The organism is Paraburkholderia lacunae, assembly GCF_003353175.1.
GTDB classification, from domain to species: Bacteria; Pseudomonadota; Gammaproteobacteria; order Burkholderiales; family Burkholderiaceae; genus Paraburkholderia; species Paraburkholderia lacunae.
On the sequence record NZ_QHKS01000026.1, the window covers coordinates 63,000 to 79,555 of the forward strand.

Consider the following 16,556-nt stretch of genomic DNA (forward strand, 5'->3'; position numbering starts at 1 on the left):
TATTGCGACAGAGCCTGATTCAATGCGTGTGAAATTATGCGTGGTGCATCGATTCGAGAAGATGGGCGAATAGGAGTCCGATGTGTTTGTCCGGACACTGACAAGATTCAGATGAAACGGCACGTACTGGTCAAAGGCGTGCGAGTAGAAATCCTGATGATTTGCCACCAATATAGCTACTCCTGATTTATAAATGGAATAAATTTTCCATTTTTAAATAGATATGCAATTTTATTTGCAATTGCTGAAGTGTTCGTCTACTCTGCCTCGTGAACGCATGGGAAGCACACCCCCGGTCGTTCGACCTGTAACGACACACAGAGAAAGATGGAGACATGAGCCTTTGCACAGGCGAGGCCGCCGCTCAGATGTTTGCTGTTGAGCTGGCCCTCGCGGCAAAGCGCCAAGGAGACATCGTGGGAGTAGCCAGTAAGCAACTATCTGCGCATCTGGAGGACAAGGTCCAAGAGGAAGACCGCGCAGACGGGCACTTGTGCATTGAAGCGTGGTGCCAGCGCTTCCAGGGCTGTCTGGAATGCGCCGCGATTTCAGGCGTAGTGCTCGTATTCGCAGTCATCTCGGTCGACACAGGCGGCTCGAACATGTTCGCCGACCGCACGATCGTCTCCGTTGTCGGCGACTACGCGCGCACCGATCCGATCACGCGTCTGCCGTTCCAGGGCCTCGAGTTGCACGATCTGTTTGGCGGCTGGCTTGCGCATATCGGCGTCGGCCCGATGCTGAACAACGGCCAACCGTTTGTACCAAGCGTGCCGAACGTGCTTCTGTGGTGGTTCGCAGTCGCTATCACCCGCGCGTTGGTGATCGCGAAAACGTACTGCGGCGACTGGATTCCTGGCGTGGGTGGCAATGCGAGGAGCGAGCGCCAGATGCGCGTGACGACATTCTGCCGCAGACCGAACCGACCGAGTACCTCCGCGTTGTCGAGGTGCGCACGCTCTCCGGACGTTCTATCAACCTGCTTTGGCTAAATCGAACCGGACCGAGATGGTCGCGGCAGAGGTTTAAGCACTTAAACACGTTCATCGCACCGAGTCTGAAAGACCCGAAGTGCCGGCATGGACGTTGTTGTATGAATCGCAATTGAGGGCAAAGGGGGGGCTGTGATACTGAATTCCGGCGATGCGGCCGGATTTATGTAACAACGCCACCGCATGTGAGAGGAGGAGACAAAGAACCCGATGAGCACGGATTAAGCCGAAATGTTTGCGGTTGAAAATATCTTAAATATGGAGATAAAAAATGGACGTACGTCAGGACAATATTGAAAATAAAATCATTGCCACAATCGGGCATGGCAACGCTCTCCCGCCGGATCTGTCGACACGGAAACAATCGACAGCGCTGGCCATCATAACAGACAGCCAATTCCTGGTGCCGTTTTTCGTAATGGTCATTGGAATACTGATGTTAACCGTTTTACATTAACGAAGAAAGGGGATAGAACATGTCTACCGCTTTGCAAAATAAGCCACCTAGCGCCTTTTCGTTACACGGACTCGGTATTGTTTGTGGCGTTACAGCCGGCATTTGGCTAGGCTCATCGGAAGCGCCCACCAAACTTGTGTCCGCAGGTTTCTCGCCCTTTGCCATCACCCTGTGCATGGTAGTGGGTGTATTCACTGCCCGCTGGACATTTCCCACTATGTTGAAAGGCACCAGCTACGTCTTTGCGGACCTGGCGTCGAAGAAACATCTTATTGTATGGGCTTTACTCGCCGGCTGCCTGTGGGCCATTGCGAACACGCTCTCCGTTTTTGCCATTCGCGACGTCGGTCTCGCGGTCGCATTTCCCTTGTGGAATGCCAACTCTCTTATCGGCCTCATATGGGGGCGCTTCCTATTCGGTGAGTTGAAGGGAGCGAGCCGCAGCAATATCAGCAAGGTTGTGGTTGGCGCCATCGCCATCGTTATCGCAGCCATCATGCTCGGCTTCAGCACCATTCATGGAGGAGCAATTGGGAAGCATGCAATTAGCGGAATTGCCGCGGCATTGGGCGCTAGTTTTATGTGGGGAACCATGTATATTCCCTACCGAAAAGCCTATGTAAGTGGCATGAATCCACTCTCCTTCGTTACGGCATTCACCATAGGTGAATTGGGAATGGTGCTCACCCTTACGCTCACGCTGGACGGCGGCATGAATTCTTCCGTGTTTCATCTCCTCCAGCATCCGGGCCTGCTCTTCTGGCTCTTTCTAGGGGGCTTCGTTTGGGTCGTCGGCGACCTTTTCCAGCAGTTCGCGGCAAAATATCTTGGTATTGGCCGCGGCATTCCGCTCTCCAATACTAACCAGCTTTGGGGGCTCGCCTGGGGCGCTCTAGTTTTCGGTGAACTGGCCAAGGCCGATCTTTTCCACATAATGCTCGTGATCGGCGGGTCGCTCGTAATGATTATCGGAGCGATTGCCATCAGCACCGCAAAGGCTTCTGGAAAAGAGAAAGACTCCGCCGACGAAGCAGTGCTTCGTGAGTGCAACCGCTACCACCTCAATTATGAAGAGGCCATTATGGCGCAGTCCGGCGAAGAATTCGGATCGCGCAGCGAAAAACGGCGCTGGTGGGATTACGCTATCGTACTCGCCGCAACAGCGGTTTTCCTTTACCTAGGTATTCGTGCCGCCGTGCCTCCGCTGGAAGTAAATGACGCCTGGATCGTGGCTCTTGGCGCCATACTGTTCGGGAGCCTGGTGATCGGTGGATGGAGCCTGGGTCGCCGGACGCGATTTAGTTAAGCAAGGCAGATTAACCATTCCTCGCCTCCTGAGGGAAGGCGAGGAATCCTGTTGCATCACCAAGCGTCGGTAGGTTCGCCGAAGAAAGCGCCCTGACCATTGACAGATAAGTGGTCGGACATCCTATGTCAAATCGGTCGAAACGCTTATTCTGCGGAAGGTCTCGAAACGCTCGCCTATTCCGCTAAAGGTCGAAAACGCTTATTTCGCTAAAGAGATTCCGCGATCTGCCGTTAAACCTGTCATCGTACAACTTTGGGTTGAGAAAGCTGCATGCGAAACGTATCGGTTCGAAATAGTCTGCTGGCTGTGTTCCTGATCTTTGCCGCGATGATTGTGCTGGGCGGGGTGCTCGGTACCACCACGCTCAGTCGCGCGAACAGCAATCTCGCGCGCATCCATCAGATTGCGACGCAGGAAATTCTCGTCAACGACGGCTACAAGGATTCCACGCGCACCCGAGCCGCGCTGACGCGAGCCTACTCGGCGCTCAAGGAGCGCAACGACGAAGCGACGCGCGACTCGGCGCTGAAAAACGCCGAGACCACACTGAACCGGGCGGCCACGGAAACGGAGTCGTTTCGCAACGCGCCCGTGTTTCGTGATCAGGACGACGAGCTGAAGCGGCAGCTGATCGAAGCGTCGGTCGATCTCGCGGCGATCCTGAAGAAAGCCGCCGATGCCCTGCGTGCCGGCGACACGAACGCCTACGCCGCGATCAACGATCGCGACATTACGGCGGCGGGCGCAGCGTATTCGGTGAAGGTCGAGAAATTCCAGAGCATGGCGAACACGCTGTCGAGCGACGCCATCGCGCAGGCCGATCGCGAATACACGTGGGTCTTCAGCCTGGTCGTTGTTGGGGTGGGCGGTGCGCTTGCACTGATCGTCGCCACGCATTTCGCGCTGCGGCGCATCGTGACGGCTCCGCTAAAGAACGCCGCCGACCTGCTCGATCGGATCGCGGCGAACGATCTGACGGCGCGCATTCCCGAGGCGAGCGGCAATGAGATCGGTCAGCTGTTTGCGGCGATGCAACGAATGCAGCGTGGTTTGTCACAGACCGTGGCGAACGTGCGCCATAGCTGCGAGGCGATATACACCGGGGCGCGGGAGATCGCCGCGGGCAATCTCGATCTGTCGAGCCGCACGGAGCAGCAGTCCGCGGCGCTGGAAGAAACCGCGGCCAGCATGGAACAACTGACGTCGACCGTCAAACAGAACGCGGACAACGCACAGCAGGCCAGCAGACAGGCTTCGAACGCGGCGGACGTCGCGCAGGGCGGCGGCGAAGTCGTGGAGCGCGCCATCCAGACGATGAGTGCGATCAGCCAGAGTTCTCGCCGGATCGCGGAGATCACGGGGATGATCGACAGTATCGCGTTTCAGACCAATATCCTCGCGTTGAACGCGGCGGTCGAGTCGGCACGGGCGGGCGAGCAGGGACGCGGCTTCGCCGTGGTCGCCAACGAGGTGCGCGGTCTCGCGTTGCGCAGCGCCGATGCCGCGCGCGAGATCAAGGCCTTGATCGGCGCATCGGTCGAGGACGTCGCGAACGGCAATAGCCTTGTCGCCCAGGCGGGGCAGTCGATGAAGGAGATTGTCGGTGCAGTGCGCAGCGTGGCCACCATCATGAATGAAATCAAGGCGGCGACGATCGAGCAGAGCGCCGGCATCGAACAGGTTGGCCAGGCAGTGACCCAGATGGATCAGGTCACCCAGCAGAATGCCGCGCTCGTCGAACAGGCCGCGGCTGCCGCGAGCGCGCTCGAGCAGCAGGCGCAGTCGATGACGGATGCGGTGTCGGCATTTCGTCTCGGCAGTCAATAGGCGCTACGAATCATCAAAACATGGCGCTGGTCGAGCATTCGTTTCTCGAGCAGATCACTAGCGTCGTTCGAGGCGCCCATCGCGTGCGCTTACGTCAGGCGACTTCAATCATTTTCAAAACGGAGTGTGAGCATGAACATTAAAGGTGTCCTGGGTGCAGGTGCAATCATGTTGGCTGGTGTTGCTGTGTCTTGCGCCTCGCAGGCCGCAACCTACGCATACGTATCGAATGCAGATAGCCAGGATATCTCGGTCTTCAGCCTCGACAAGTCGAGTGGCTCGCTTGCCGCCGTGGAGACTGTGGCTGTCGCCGGAACGGTGATGCCGATGACGTTTTCGCCCGACCATCTCCGGCTCTACGCCGGCCTGCGCTCGAAGCCGTATCGCGTGGTGAGCTTCGCGGTCAATCCGCTCGACGGCCGGTTGATCGAACTCGGCCGCGCACCGCTCGTGGACAGCATGGCGTATGTCTCGACGGACGCGACCGGCCGCTACCTCTTTTCCGCGTCATACGGCGGCAACCTTCTGGCGGTGAACCGGATCGGCTCGGATGGCGTGGTCGGCGAAGTGCGGCAGACTGTCAACACCGGCCCGATGGCGCACGCGATCCGCAGCGCCCCCGACAACCGCTACGTGTTCGCGTCGGTACTCGGCTCGGATGCCTGGCTGCGTCTGAAGTTCGACGCGTCGAACGGGCAGTTGACCGCGGACGCCGCGCCTGCGTATTCGTTGCCGCCCAAATCGGGACCGCGCCACTTCGTGTTCTCGGCCGATCATCGCTTTACGTATCTGATCGATGAACTCGACGGCAAGCTTCACGTGCTCGCCTTCGATAGCTCCCGCGACACGGTCAAGCTGGTTCAGACGGTTTCCATCCTGCCGCCCGATTTCTCGGGCGACAAGCCATGGGGAGCGGATCTTCACCTGACGCCCGACGGGCATTTCCTGTATGCATCGGAGCGCACATCGAGCACGCTCGCGGCTTACAAGGTCAGCGCGGCCTCGGGTGAGTTGACGCGCATCGGTACGTACCAGACCGAAAAACAACCGCGCGGATTCAATATCGACCCGTCGGGCAAGTACCTGCTGGCGGTGGGTCAGTTGTCGACGAACCTGAGCGCTTACCGCATCGACCGCAAGACAGGCGCGTTGAGTGCGCTTGGGCAATATCCGGTAGGTAAGGGGGCGAACTGGATCGAAATCGTCGAGTTCGAGGGAACGAACGTCAATTGAGATTTGGATTTCGGCGCCTCGGGTGAGTCGCCTGCGATGTTGCGCGGCACGCCGGGACAGGGTAGGTCGGAGAACGGCGAATCCGTCCTTGCCGTCCTTGCCCCGCGTGCCGAGCGTGCAGCGCGGCCAATTTGACTAGGCGATCAAGCTCGCTTCTTCGACCCGCCCACGCCCCGCAGCCTTTGCCAGATAGAGCGCGTGATCGGCAGCCTTGGTCAGATCCGTCATCTCGGCGCCTGTTTCGATGACCAGGCTGGCGACGCCGACACTGATCGTGACGTTGGCCATGTGCGGCGCACCGCCATTTGGAATCGCAAGTGCGGCTACCGCGTCGCACATTCGCTGGGCAACGTGAGCGGCCGACGCTGCATCGGTTTCCGGCAGCAGAACCACAAACTCTTCGCCGCCATAGCGTGCAACCAGATCGTTTGCGCGCCGCACTGTCCGCGTGAGGCATTCGGCAACGAGCACGAGGCACCGGTCGCCTTCGACATGGCCGTGGTGATCGTTGAAACGTTTGAAGAAGTCGATGTCGATCATCAGCAATGACAGCGGCGACCGGTCGTGGACGGCGCGTTGCCAGTGCGCTGTCAGCGCGGCGTCGAAGGCGCGACGATTGGCGACGCCCGTCAGCGGATCTGTCGTGGCAAGCCGTTTCAACTCGTCAAGTGCTGCAGCGAGTCGCGAATGAAGCAAGGTATTTTCGATCAGCAGCAGAAGAAGGACGAAGCTGGCTGCGCACATGCCGTAGATTCGCCCGACATAGAACCCGAGGTCGTAGCGCCCCCCGTTGAACACGGCACTCAGCGCGACGTCGCAAATCCAGACGCACAGCACGACCATGAGCCACCAGTCGATCGCCGAACGCCGTCTTTGCCGGCACAGCACCGCGAGAGCGAGGAGACAGAATCCCCAGGTCGATCCCGCCACCCATCGCATCGCCGGCGTGTAGTGGTTGTTCCGTATGATTTCAGGCAGCAGGCGTTCTCCTGCTGTGGCGAGGGCAACCATCCCCGCCGCGAGGCAAAGGAGAGCGCCGACAATGAACATCAACCTGCCTGCTCCGCCGGTGCGGCCGGTGATCCTTGCCGGTTTCCTGTCGTTGAGCAGCGCATAGGCAATGACGAAGCACGGAAACCCGGCGTGCCAGAACATGTATATCCACGCCGTGCTTTGCGGTCCCGCATTCAGGAGTCCGGTCGGCGAGAACAACCCCGGAAAGCTCAACATGTGGAGAAGGGCGATCGTCGACGTGTACAGATAGCCGCTTGCCAATGCGCCGAGTGCCCGCGAACGCGCGATCACACTCTGGCCGAACAGAAGGACTGAAGTGATCAGATCGCTAAGGACGAGCGCCGACTCATATGCCGGAATAAAGGCGGGCACTTGACGCAGCGGGATCTTCGCGAACGGCGCGGCAATGAGAAAGACCAGCATCGACAGGAGCGCAACGGCTCCGGGAAGCAGGCGGGCGTACCGGTTGAAAAAATCCGAGCGCGGCGAATCGGCCTGCTCATCGATGAGTTCAGACATCAAGCTTGGTTCCGACGTCGTTGTTAAACAGGTTCGGCCGTGTCATGAGTGGATCAACCGCTCAGGTTGTGCCTTGCCGCCTCAGGCCTTCGCCTGAGCCGCGCAAGACGCTGACTATGAGCGGTCTAAAGCACCGGTGCAAGCGTCGAACTGTAGGGGCTTGATGAAAATGGGTTGAGGAAATCCTGACTGCGATTCGTCATGGTCCGTGTGCCGATCGTACTGGATTTCGAGTCAGTACTGAGTGGCGGGTCGAGCGCGGGGTCGTCGTCAGCGATGAAACGTTAAAACTCAGCAACTCGACCATGCCTCGGGAAGACTTACCTTGATCGCGGTGCCGGTTCCGGGCGAACTGACAATGTCGATCTTACCGCCCAGCATCAGAACGCGCTCCTCCATCCCAGCCAGTCCGAACGATTTTTTTCTGGTCGCCAGAGCATCGAATCCTTGACCGTCGTCGCGGACTTCCAGCAGACAGGCATCGGGCGTTCGTTCCAGCGTGATGATCACCTGCCTGGCCGCGGCGTGACGGGCGACATTGGTCAGCGCCTCCTGGACGAGGCGAAACAGCACGACAGCGCGGTCCTCGCTCACCACGATATTCTCGTCCGGCAAGCGGAGACGACACATCGTGCGGCCATTGCGGTTGAATTCGGCGGCGAGCCACTCGAGCGCTGCCGCAATGCCCGTGTCTAACGCCGCAGGGCGTAGCGAAGCGATGACGCCCCTTACAACCTGCATGGTTTCGTCCACCAGCGCAATCAGTGCCTGAGTCTGTTCGAGCAGTTCCGGGCGTTCGTGGCCAAACTGCATGCGTAGTGCCGACGCCCTCATGCGAAGCGCGGTGAGGTGTTGTCCGAGTTCGTCGTGCATTTCCCGTGCAATGTGTTTGCGCTCTTCCTCGCGAGCCGTCTCGCGACGGGAGGTGAGTTCCCGCAGCATCTCGTAGGACTCGCGCAAGCGGTGCTCCGCTTCCTTGCGCTCGGTCAGATCGACCACGAAAGCGACGCCTTCCTTCCCGCCGGTTTCGAATGCGGCCCTGCCGACCATGACGGGCACACGGCTGCCGTCCTTCCTGATGTACTCCTTCTCGTCGGGCGGCGTAAAGCCGGTCCGCGCGGCCTGGGCCACGGCTTGTTCGGTGCTTTCGCGCCATTCCGGCGGCGTCAGATCCTTCCAGCGCAGGCGACCTGAAACAAGATTCTCGCGCTCGTATCCCACCATGCGAAGAAAGGCGTCATTGGCCTCGAGAATGTCACCATCGGCATTCCACACGGTGATCCCGATGATGTTGGCATCGACGAGGCGCCGGATCTTCGCTTCGCGTTCCGCCAGATCGCGGTACAAACGGGTGTTGGCGAGCGAGGTCGCCGCCTGGGAGGCGAGCAGCCGGAGCACCGCAATCCGGGCTGGCGCGAATGCGCGGGTGATCAGATTGTTTTCGAGGTAGAGGGCGCCGATGAGCTTGGCCTGATTCATCAAGGGCAAGCAGAGAATGGAACGGGTCCGATGCTGACGGATGTAAGGATCCGTGGCAAACGTGGGCTCGCCCGCGGCGTCGTCGAGAATAACGCTCTCCCTCGTGCGCAGGACATGGTAGAGCACCGACTCGGGCAGCACCGCCGCGCTCGCCGCTACATCGCGCAACTGCACGCGCGGCGTGTCGCCGCCCGTCGTGGCTTCCGCTGCGATCCGTTGTTCGCCGCCGTCCGGAAGAATCAACAAACCTCGTTCGGCGCCGGCCTGTTCTATCGCCGTGCGCATGACCATATCGATCAGCTTGTCCAGCACGATCTCACCCGAGACGGCCTGCGACACCTTTATCACGGTAGCGAGGTCGAGGTGCTCGACTGGGGCCCCGATCGTACTGGTCGGCCCGGGCACGCGCTCCTCCTCCCTCAGATGCGGATACATCTCGTCGAGTTGCCGCACCTTGCCGTCGGCGCCCCAATGTCGGTAGCCTTGTCGGGCGTCCTGCAAATAGACACGGGCAATCTTCTCAAAACCGCGTGCCGCGTAGAAGCGGGACGCGAGTTCGTTGGCAAGCGCTTCGTTGTGCACAAAGCCGTTTGCGCGCGCCGACCGGATGGCCTCTTCGTAGAGACGCATCGCGTCACTGTCGCGGCTCGCGAGACGAGCCATCTCGGCACCGACCAACGCCGCGCGGTTCGCGAAATTCTCCGGACCGTTCGTCGCCCAGACCTGCAGCTGCCGGTGATGCGCAGCCACAGCGTCCAGATGCTGCTGTCGCTCCCCGGCTGGTGCGCGGTCGCAATGGGCGGCACCGGCCAGCGCGCCGTAGAAGTGATATTCGCATTCCTCAAGATGTCCCGATGAGCTCCATAGCAGAGGCTGTGCCGTCGCTGCAGCGTCCATGGCCGCTGCATAGTCGCCAGCGATATAGCGCCCCTGTAATTTCCGGATCCAGTACCAGCACGCGGCGGTCGACAGGGCCGGGTTGCTGGACAAATGGTGCTCGATACGAAGCTCGTTGAACTCGCCGGCGTCAAAGCAGCCGAATTTCAGTGTCATGCCGCGGAGCATCCGGATCAGCGCGAGTTGCGTGGTGATGTTATCAATGACCAGGCCGAATCGTGCCTTCCCGGAAAACGCCAGGCCCTGTTCGGCTTCGCGTTCCACCTCGCTCAACGGCTCGCCGGCAAAGAGCAGGTTCGAACCGATGTGGCAGCATGTATAGGCGGCAGACGGGAGGTCTCCGCTGCGGTTCGCCGCTTCGAACGCGCGGTCCAGCAGCGCGCGGCTAAAGCGCACGTGTTTCATCCAGCGCACGACGTAAAGCGCGAAGCAAAGATACGTCACCGCCTCGAAGCGTTTGAGCCCGCGTTGTTCGACCAGTTCGTAGCCGAGCTGGCCGAACCGGAATCCGGCCTGATAGTCGCCAAAGCGCGGTCCGGCGATCCTGGCAAACATGACGTAGGCGAAACATGAAGCATCGCAGTTGCCTCGCTGGAGGCTGAGACTGACCGCTTTGCATATCGTCAGGGAAGCCAGATTGGCATCGGCAAACCATGCCGGCCTCAAGAGCTTGCCCAGAACATCGGCGGTCGCGAGGGACGCCGGGTCCTCCATCAGCGGCAAATCGATGAGCTCCTCAATGGTCCGGCCCGCAAGCTGTGACTGGATGCGCTCGTATTCCCGCTGCACGTCCTCGTCGCTCGGATGGGCCGACCATTCAATACCGACGCGCCGGAGGTGGTCGAGACAAACAGCGACCGCGTGGCCGCTCTGGTCGAGGGTCAGGTAGATATCCATTTGCAGGCATGCGACGAGCGCTTGTTCGACCGTTGTCGCCGCGCGGGACGACAACGTTGCCAAGCGCTCTTCCGTGACCGATAACCGGCCGGTCAAAAATTCGCATTCGGCCCGATTCAGCTCCAGCGAGAAGATCAGTTCATGCTTGCGCTCCCAGCAATCGTCCTTCAGGAGTTCAGCACCGGCGATCAGATAGGTGAGGGCGGACGCATAGGCTGTCGACGCTTTGGCGCGCCGGGCGGCGAGCAGATTAAACTCGGCCAGCTGCTCCTGCTCCTCTTGTGAGGTCACCAGCCCCGCACCGCGGTTGAGTTGATTGACGATCTCGAATATCGCCTCCTCGCGTTTCCCGGGGCGTGTCTGCGCCGCGAGCAGCCGCCCGATACGCAGATGAGCCTCGGCGCGCGAGGTTTCCGGGATCAGTGAATAGGCGGCCTCCTGCACCCGGTCGTGCACAAATTGATAGGAGCCGTCGAGCTGCTCGACCAGTTCCTGGTGGACTGCAGGCTTCAGCAACGCCCGGACCTGCCGCTTCGAGTGCCCCAAGACATTCGACAGCATCGCAAGCGCGGCCGTGTTGCCGAGGCAGGCGAGCTGTTGCAACGCCTGCCGCGTTTCGATGGGCAGGCGGACCAGCTTCGCGACCATCAGGTCCGCCACGTTGTCGGTGTAACGCTTGCCATGAATGTGGGGCAGATCCCAGGACCAGCAGGCCGTCTCATGATCGAAGGTGAGTAGATCCTCGTCGACGAGCGCGTGCAGAAACTGAATGACGAAGAACGGATTGCCCGCGGTCTTCTCATGCACGAGCTGCGCGAGCGGCGCGGCGCGTTCCGGCTCGCCGCGCAGCGTCTCCCCAATCAATTGCTCCACGTGCTCGCAGGCGAGAGGCGCCAGGGCGATTTCATCGAGCCGGGCGCCCGCGTTCCTGACGGCCTGAAGCTTGCGCATCAGCGGATGGGCGGCATCGACCTCGTTGTCACGATAGGCGCCGATTAGCATCAGGTGCTGCAGATCGGCGCGGGTAAGGAGGTCCTCCAGCAGATCTAGCGTCGCGGCGTCGAGCCATTGCAGATCGTCCAGAAACAGCGCCAGCGGATGTTCCGGTCGGGCAAAGACACCCATGAAGCGCCGGAAGACGAGCTGGAAACGGCGTTGTGCCTGATGCGGCTCGAGTTCCTGGACCGGCGGCTGATCGCCAATGATGAGCTTCAGTTCGGGGATCAGATCGGTCATGAGCCGCGCATTCGGCGCCAGTGCCTCCATCAATGCGTCGCGCCAGCTCGCCAGCTCCGTGTCGCGCTTGCCGAGAAGCGGCCGCACCAGGCCTTGAAAGGCCTGCACCAGCGTCGCATAGGGTATGTCGCGTTTGTACTGATCGAACTTGCCCGAGGCGAAGAGTCCCCTCGGCGGCACCAGCACCTTGTGCAGTTCATTGACGACCGCGGATTTGCCGATGCCGGAATAGCCGGAAACCAGCACCAGTTCCGGCCTGCCGCTCCTGACGACGCGCTCGAATGCAGCGACCAGAGCCTCGACCTCGCGCTCCCGTCCGTAGAGCTTCTCGGGGATAAGCAGCCGGTCGGGCATGTCGTGTTCACCGAGCAGGAAGGCATCGATGCGGCGCTGACGCTGCCATTCGGCCAGGCACTGCCGCAGATCCCGCTCGACGCCGGCCGCGGTCTGATAGCGCTCCTCGGGTGTCTTGGCGAGCAGCTTCATGACGAGTCCCGAGAGGACAGGCGGGACCGTTTCGACCCGCGCGCTGGGCGGCGTCGGCTTGCGGGCGACATGACAGTGCACCCATTCCATGGGGGCGGCGGCCGTGAACGGCAGCGCACCGGTGAGCATCTGATAGAGCGCGACGCCGAATGCATAGAGGTCGCTGCGCGAATCGATCGAACGGTTCATCCGCCCGGTCTGCTCGGGCGCCATGTAGGCGAGCGTGCCGGCGATTGTTTCGGGCGGCACGGGCGGCTGCCGTTCGCGCGGCAGCCGCGAGGCGATGCCGAACCCGGTGAGCCGCACCTGGCCGTCCGCGCAGTTCACCAGAATATGAGCGGGCTTGAGGTCCTTATGGACGAGGCCGGAGTGGTGGAGCTGGCCCAGCGCCGCGGCGATGCTCACGGCGAGGTACAACACGCTTTGCACCTCCATGGGTGCGCCGATCAGCCGTTCGAGCGGCTCGCCGCCCGGATCCTCGAGCACCAGCACGGTCCGGCCGTCTGCGTGCACCAGCTCCATCGGCCGCACCGCCCATGCGCTGTCGAGCTGGTCCTTCAATGCGAATTCGTGAGCGAGGCGAGCGAGGCTGGTGGGTGACGGATGTTCGGCGCCGGCCCGCGCAAGCAGCACGCTGTCGTTGCCGCCCGGGGGCCGCGCTCGACAGAAGACGCGCTCGCCGTCTTCCCACAGGATCTGGAGGCTGCCAGCTGCGTCGGAACCGTGTGTAGCGTTCATCTACCGTACTTCGTCATCAGGCTTCTGCCTGTCATTGGTTAAGAGGGGCGCCCCCATTCATCAGCCTCGACTGCGCCGGGTATCCATGAAGCGCCAGTTACAAGGCGGCATCTGCGCAGTCAGCAACGCGTACAGCAGCGGGCATCGTTGTCACGATACACCTCGACGACCGCGACGAAATAATGACCTCGCCGGAGCGCCCGAGGTGAGCACCTACCTGCCCACGCTAGTCGGACGGTGCCCTTCGCTTCGTGCTGCACCGGCAACACTGTACCGGCGAACAGGATCCGCGCAAAAAAGTATGACGAAAGGCGGGGGATCGCGGACGGGCAACGGGCGGAGATCGCCTACACGATCAACCACGCCGGCGCAGAGGTGCTGTTCGTCCACACCGATTTCTTGTCGGTGGTTGAAGCGATCAAGGATCAGCTCGAAACGGTCCGCACCTTCGTGTGGATCGACGAGCCGGGCAGTGAAGCGTGCGCGCACACCATTGCGTTCACCACGGAATACGAGGCGATGCTCGCAGCGAGCGCGACCAGCTACGATTTCCCCGACTTCGACGAGAACACCCGGGCCACGACGTTCTACACGACGGGAACCACCGGCCTGCCCAAGGGCGCCGGCATCGCTCTGCCTTAGAGCCTTGTCAATGGTGCCGAGACCATTGCGGTTTGCCGTCCGCGTTGTCTTCATGGTTCAGATTCGCAACTGAAATCCGGCGCGGCAGCGAAAATTCGGTAATCTGGCCATCCTCATCACCCTACGCCAGTGAGATCTCACCATGGACTATGTCGAAAGCTTGCGGGTTTTTCGGTCGGTGGTCGAATTGAAGAGCTTCTCGCGAGCAGCGGATATTCACGGGCTGACGCGGCCGGCGGTATCGCGGGCGATCGCGGGCCTGGAAGAGCGGGTGGGGTGCAGGCTGTTGCACCGGACAACGCGACAGGTGTCGCTCACGGAAGCAGCGGAGCGATTCTACGAAGGCTGCGTACGCATCCTGGACGACCTGGAATCGCTCGAGGCGGACGTCGGCAATCAGACGCGAGCGGCGGGCGGCGTTTTGCGCCTCGTCGCCCACACGACAGCGACGCTCAACCGGCTGGTTCCATTGATTGCCGGGTTCAAGCGGGCGCATCCGAAAGTCACCCTGGATGTGACGCTGACTGAGCGCTCCGTAGACCTGGTTGCGGATGGATACGACCTCGGCATCGTCGTTCCTTACATGCTGACGAGTGAGACAGCGGTGGTGCGTCTGCTCGAGCGTATGCCCGTCGTCATCGTCGCGACGCCGCAGTATCTGCAGGCGTCGTCAACGCCGAAGCATCCGTCGGAACTGGCCACTCATCTTTTTGTGGCGATGTCGCCGTCGATTCGGCGACCCAGCATCGGTTTCCGGATCGGGAAGGAAGAACTGACGGTTCCGTTTCGCTTCGATGTTTCGTCGAACAGTCCCACCTTCAACCGGGAGATGGTGCTGCAGGGGTTCGGTATCGGTGTCGTCCCCGGACCGCTGGTCGAGGGCGAGTTGGCCTCCGGCAAGCTCGTGCGTCTGCTCGCCGACTTCGAGCTTGTCGACGACAGCATCGAGATTCGGCTCGCCTACAGTAACCGGACGCTGCTGCCGGCCAAGGTGCGCGCCTTCATCGACCATGCGGCCGATTTTTTTGGAGTGCCCGCGACGGCGCGCTAGACCTGAAAAAAAGGGGCCCATCATGGTGCGCCACCGTAGAAGGCTGAGCGGCCTCGATGCGCCCGCGGCCAGCGCCTGTACCCAGGTTCGCAGGCCCCCGTCCGATGTCCGATTGATGCACATCGTGACAACAAACTGGTAATCCAGCCGGCATCGCTTCCCGGTGCTCGTCCCGCTAATCTGTGCGCATGCACACTCAATTTCTCCAGAACGACGACTGTTTCGCTGTCCGCCAGGCCGCCCGTCGAATTTCGCAATTCTACGAGCGCTATCTGTCTGCAACGGGCGTCACGCCGTCGCAGTACAGCATTCTCAGCGTGCTTGCCCGGAATCCCGGTCTCACGATGGCGCGATTGTCTGCCGTTCTGGTGGTTGAGCGTACGACGCTTCTGCGCACTCTCAAACCGCTGCTCAAGTCGGACCTGGTGGCAGGCCGGTATCAGGAGAACGGGAAGCGCCGGCTGGTGTTCGACCTGACCGAATACGGCATGGGCAAGCTGGCGGAAGCATCCGTCAGCTGGCAGGCAGCCCAGGAGGCTTTCGAACTCAGGTTCGGTTCCGAACGGGCAGCGCAGCTTCGCGCCGAACTGTTTCGCATCAAGGCCGACATCGCAGCGACCTAGGCAGTGAACACGTTTCAGCAATTCAGTTTTTATCAATCATAGTGCATATACACAGGTGAACCGATGAATACGACTGTATCTCCCTCTTCAAAGGCCGCAGTGGCAGGCGAGGCTTCTGTAAAGAGCCGACAGATTCCGTGGATGAAGCTTGCAGCGTCGATTGTCGTCGTTGTGCTCGCCGCCGCGGCGACCTATTGGTATACCGTCATGCGTCTCGAACAGACCACGGACGACGCCTATGTCGGCGGCAATGTCACCGTCATGGCGCCGAAGGTGACGGGTTTTATCGACACGATCGACGTGACCGACAACCAGCGCGTGAAGGCGGGCCAGGTGCTGGTACGCCTCGACGCGCGGGACTATGACGCGCAGCTCGCGCAGGCAACGGCGGATGTCGAGCGCGCACGAGCGGAGGTGACGGAGCTGGAGGCGAAGCAGACGCTCCAGGCCGCGGTGATCGCCCAGCAGGCAGCAGAAAAGAACTCGGCGTCGGCGGAACTGACGCGCGCGTCGTCCGACAAGACGCGCTACCGCGAACTGGTCAGGGACGATGCGGTTTCGAATCAGATCGTCGAGCGCGCCGATGCCGACTACACGAAGGCGCAAGCCGCAGTGGAGCGCAGCGATGCAGGCGTTTCAGCCGCGAAGCGTCAACTCGATGTGCTCGCGGCGCAACTGAATGACTCGAGAGCACGCGTCAATACCGCGCTGGCCGCGCAGCGCGTCGCCGAACTGAACGTCGAATACACGACCATTCGTTCGCCTGTCGACGGTTACATCGGTAATCGCACCGGCCGCGTCGGCATGCTCGCGAAAATCGGCGTGCCGATTCTGACGATCGTCCCGTCGAATGGTCTGTGGGTCGACGCGAACTTCAAGGAGGATCAGCTCAAGAAGATGCAGGGCGGCGAGAAGGTGGACGTGTCGCTCGATGCTTCCAGCCGTACCTTCCACGGCGTGGTGGAAAGCCTTGCACCGGCCACGGGCGCGACTTTTAGCGTGCTGCCGCCGGAAAACGCCACGGGCAACTTCACGAAGATCGTTCAGCGTGTGCCGGTGCGCATCCACCTCGATCCGCAAGCCGGTCTCGCCGACGTGCTGCGTCCCGGCTTGTCCGCGGTTGTCACCGTTCATACCGGTAGCTGAGCGCCACGGA

At 61.1% G+C, this 16,556-nt stretch carries 10 protein-coding genes and 1 pseudogene; 9 read left to right on the plus strand and 2 right to left on the minus strand.

Translation table 11 applies throughout. The features are described from left to right. Window positions 1–416: 416 nt before the first annotated feature. The 5 genes from DLM46_RS30375 (at window position 417) to DLM46_RS30395 (ending at window position 5,818) form a co-directional block, all read left to right on the plus strand. Complete coding sequence (locus tag DLM46_RS30375; RefSeq protein WP_133300395.1) at window positions 417–992, plus strand: hypothetical protein; 576 nt, start codon at window positions 417–419, stop codon at window positions 990–992. 271 nt (window positions 993–1,263) lie between these two features. Continuing rightward, on the plus strand, window positions 1,264–1,449 hold the full coding sequence (locus tag DLM46_RS30380) for a hypothetical protein (protein WP_115106854.1): 186 nt from the start codon (window positions 1,264–1,266) through the stop codon (window positions 1,447–1,449). 19 nt (window positions 1,450–1,468) lie between these two features. Continuing rightward, window positions 1,469–2,755 (plus strand): GRP family sugar transporter, encoded by a 1,287-nt coding sequence (locus DLM46_RS30385; protein ID WP_115106855.1) that lies wholly within the window; start codon window positions 1,469–1,471, stop codon window positions 2,753–2,755. Window positions 2,756–3,028: 273 nt separating this feature from the next. Continuing rightward, window positions 3,029–4,585: a methyl-accepting chemotaxis protein gene (locus DLM46_RS30390; RefSeq protein ID WP_115106856.1), complete on the plus strand. Its 1,557-nt coding sequence runs from the start codon at window positions 3,029–3,031 to the stop codon at window positions 4,583–4,585. A 168-nt stretch (window positions 4,586–4,753) separates the two neighbouring features. Next, window positions 4,754–5,818, plus strand: a complete 1,065-nt coding sequence (locus tag DLM46_RS30395) for a lactonase family protein (RefSeq protein ID WP_425274030.1) — start codon at window positions 4,754–4,756, stop codon at window positions 5,816–5,818. A 135-nt stretch (window positions 5,819–5,953) separates the two neighbouring features. Here DLM46_RS30395 and DLM46_RS30400 read toward each other — a convergent pair whose 3' ends face one another. Then, on the minus strand, window positions 5,954–7,351 hold the full coding sequence (locus DLM46_RS30400) for a sensor domain-containing diguanylate cyclase (protein ID WP_115106858.1): 1,398 nt from the start codon (window positions 7,349–7,351) through the stop codon (window positions 5,954–5,956). A 291-nt stretch (window positions 7,352–7,642) separates the two neighbouring features. Next, window positions 7,643–13,084, minus strand: a complete 5,442-nt coding sequence (locus DLM46_RS30405; protein WP_115106859.1) for an AAA family ATPase — start codon at window positions 13,082–13,084, stop codon at window positions 7,643–7,645. Window positions 13,085–13,420: 336 nt separating this feature from the next. On the opposite strand from DLM46_RS30405, the pseudogene DLM46_RS30410 reads away from it, so the two are divergent. The 4 genes and pseudogenes from DLM46_RS30410 to DLM46_RS30425 form a co-directional block, all read left to right on the plus strand. Beyond that, a pseudogene (locus tag DLM46_RS30410) lies at window positions 13,421–13,705 on the plus strand (AMP-binding protein); the annotation flags it as partial. 163 nt (window positions 13,706–13,868) lie between these two features. Continuing rightward, window positions 13,869–14,777 (plus strand): LysR family transcriptional regulator, encoded by a 909-nt coding sequence (locus tag DLM46_RS30415; RefSeq protein ID WP_115106860.1) that lies wholly within the window; start codon window positions 13,869–13,871, stop codon window positions 14,775–14,777. A 188-nt stretch (window positions 14,778–14,965) separates the two neighbouring features. Continuing rightward, complete coding sequence (locus tag DLM46_RS30420) at window positions 14,966–15,400, plus strand: MarR family winged helix-turn-helix transcriptional regulator (protein WP_115106861.1); 435 nt, start codon at window positions 14,966–14,968, stop codon at window positions 15,398–15,400. 63 nt (window positions 15,401–15,463) lie between these two features. Further along, a complete protein-coding gene (locus DLM46_RS30425) occupies window positions 15,464–16,546 on the plus strand; it encodes an HlyD family secretion protein (RefSeq protein ID WP_115106862.1) in 1,083 nt (360 codons plus the stop codon). Window positions 16,547–16,556: the final 10 nt, after the last annotated feature.

Excerpts from the sequence above, each read along its gene's own strand:
- DLM46_RS30425 (WP_115106862.1), top strand. The coding sequence starts at position 15,464 with ATGAATACGACTGTATCTCCCTCTTCAAAGGCCGCAGTGGCAGGCGAG.
- DLM46_RS30420 (WP_115106861.1), top strand. The coding sequence starts at position 14,966 with ATGCACACTCAATTTCTCCAGAACGACGACTGTTTCGCTGTCCGCCAG.
- DLM46_RS30380 (WP_115106854.1), top strand. The coding sequence starts at position 1,264 with ATGGACGTACGTCAGGACAATATTGAAAATAAAATCATTGCCACAATC.
- DLM46_RS30405 (WP_115106859.1), bottom strand. The coding sequence starts at position 13,084 with ATGAACGCTACACACGGTTCCGACGCAGCTGGCAGCCTCCAGATCCTG.
- DLM46_RS30395 (WP_425274030.1), top strand. The coding sequence starts at position 4,754 with ATGTTGGCTGGTGTTGCTGTGTCTTGCGCCTCGCAGGCCGCAACCTAC.
- DLM46_RS30400 (WP_115106858.1), bottom strand. The coding sequence starts at position 7,351 with ATGTCTGAACTCATCGATGAGCAGGCCGATTCGCCGCGCTCGGATTTT.
- DLM46_RS30390 (WP_115106856.1), top strand. The coding sequence starts at position 3,029 with ATGCGAAACGTATCGGTTCGAAATAGTCTGCTGGCTGTGTTCCTGATC.
- DLM46_RS30415 (WP_115106860.1), top strand. The coding sequence starts at position 13,869 with ATGGACTATGTCGAAAGCTTGCGGGTTTTTCGGTCGGTGGTCGAATTG.
- DLM46_RS30385 (WP_115106855.1), top strand. The coding sequence starts at position 1,469 with ATGTCTACCGCTTTGCAAAATAAGCCACCTAGCGCCTTTTCGTTACAC.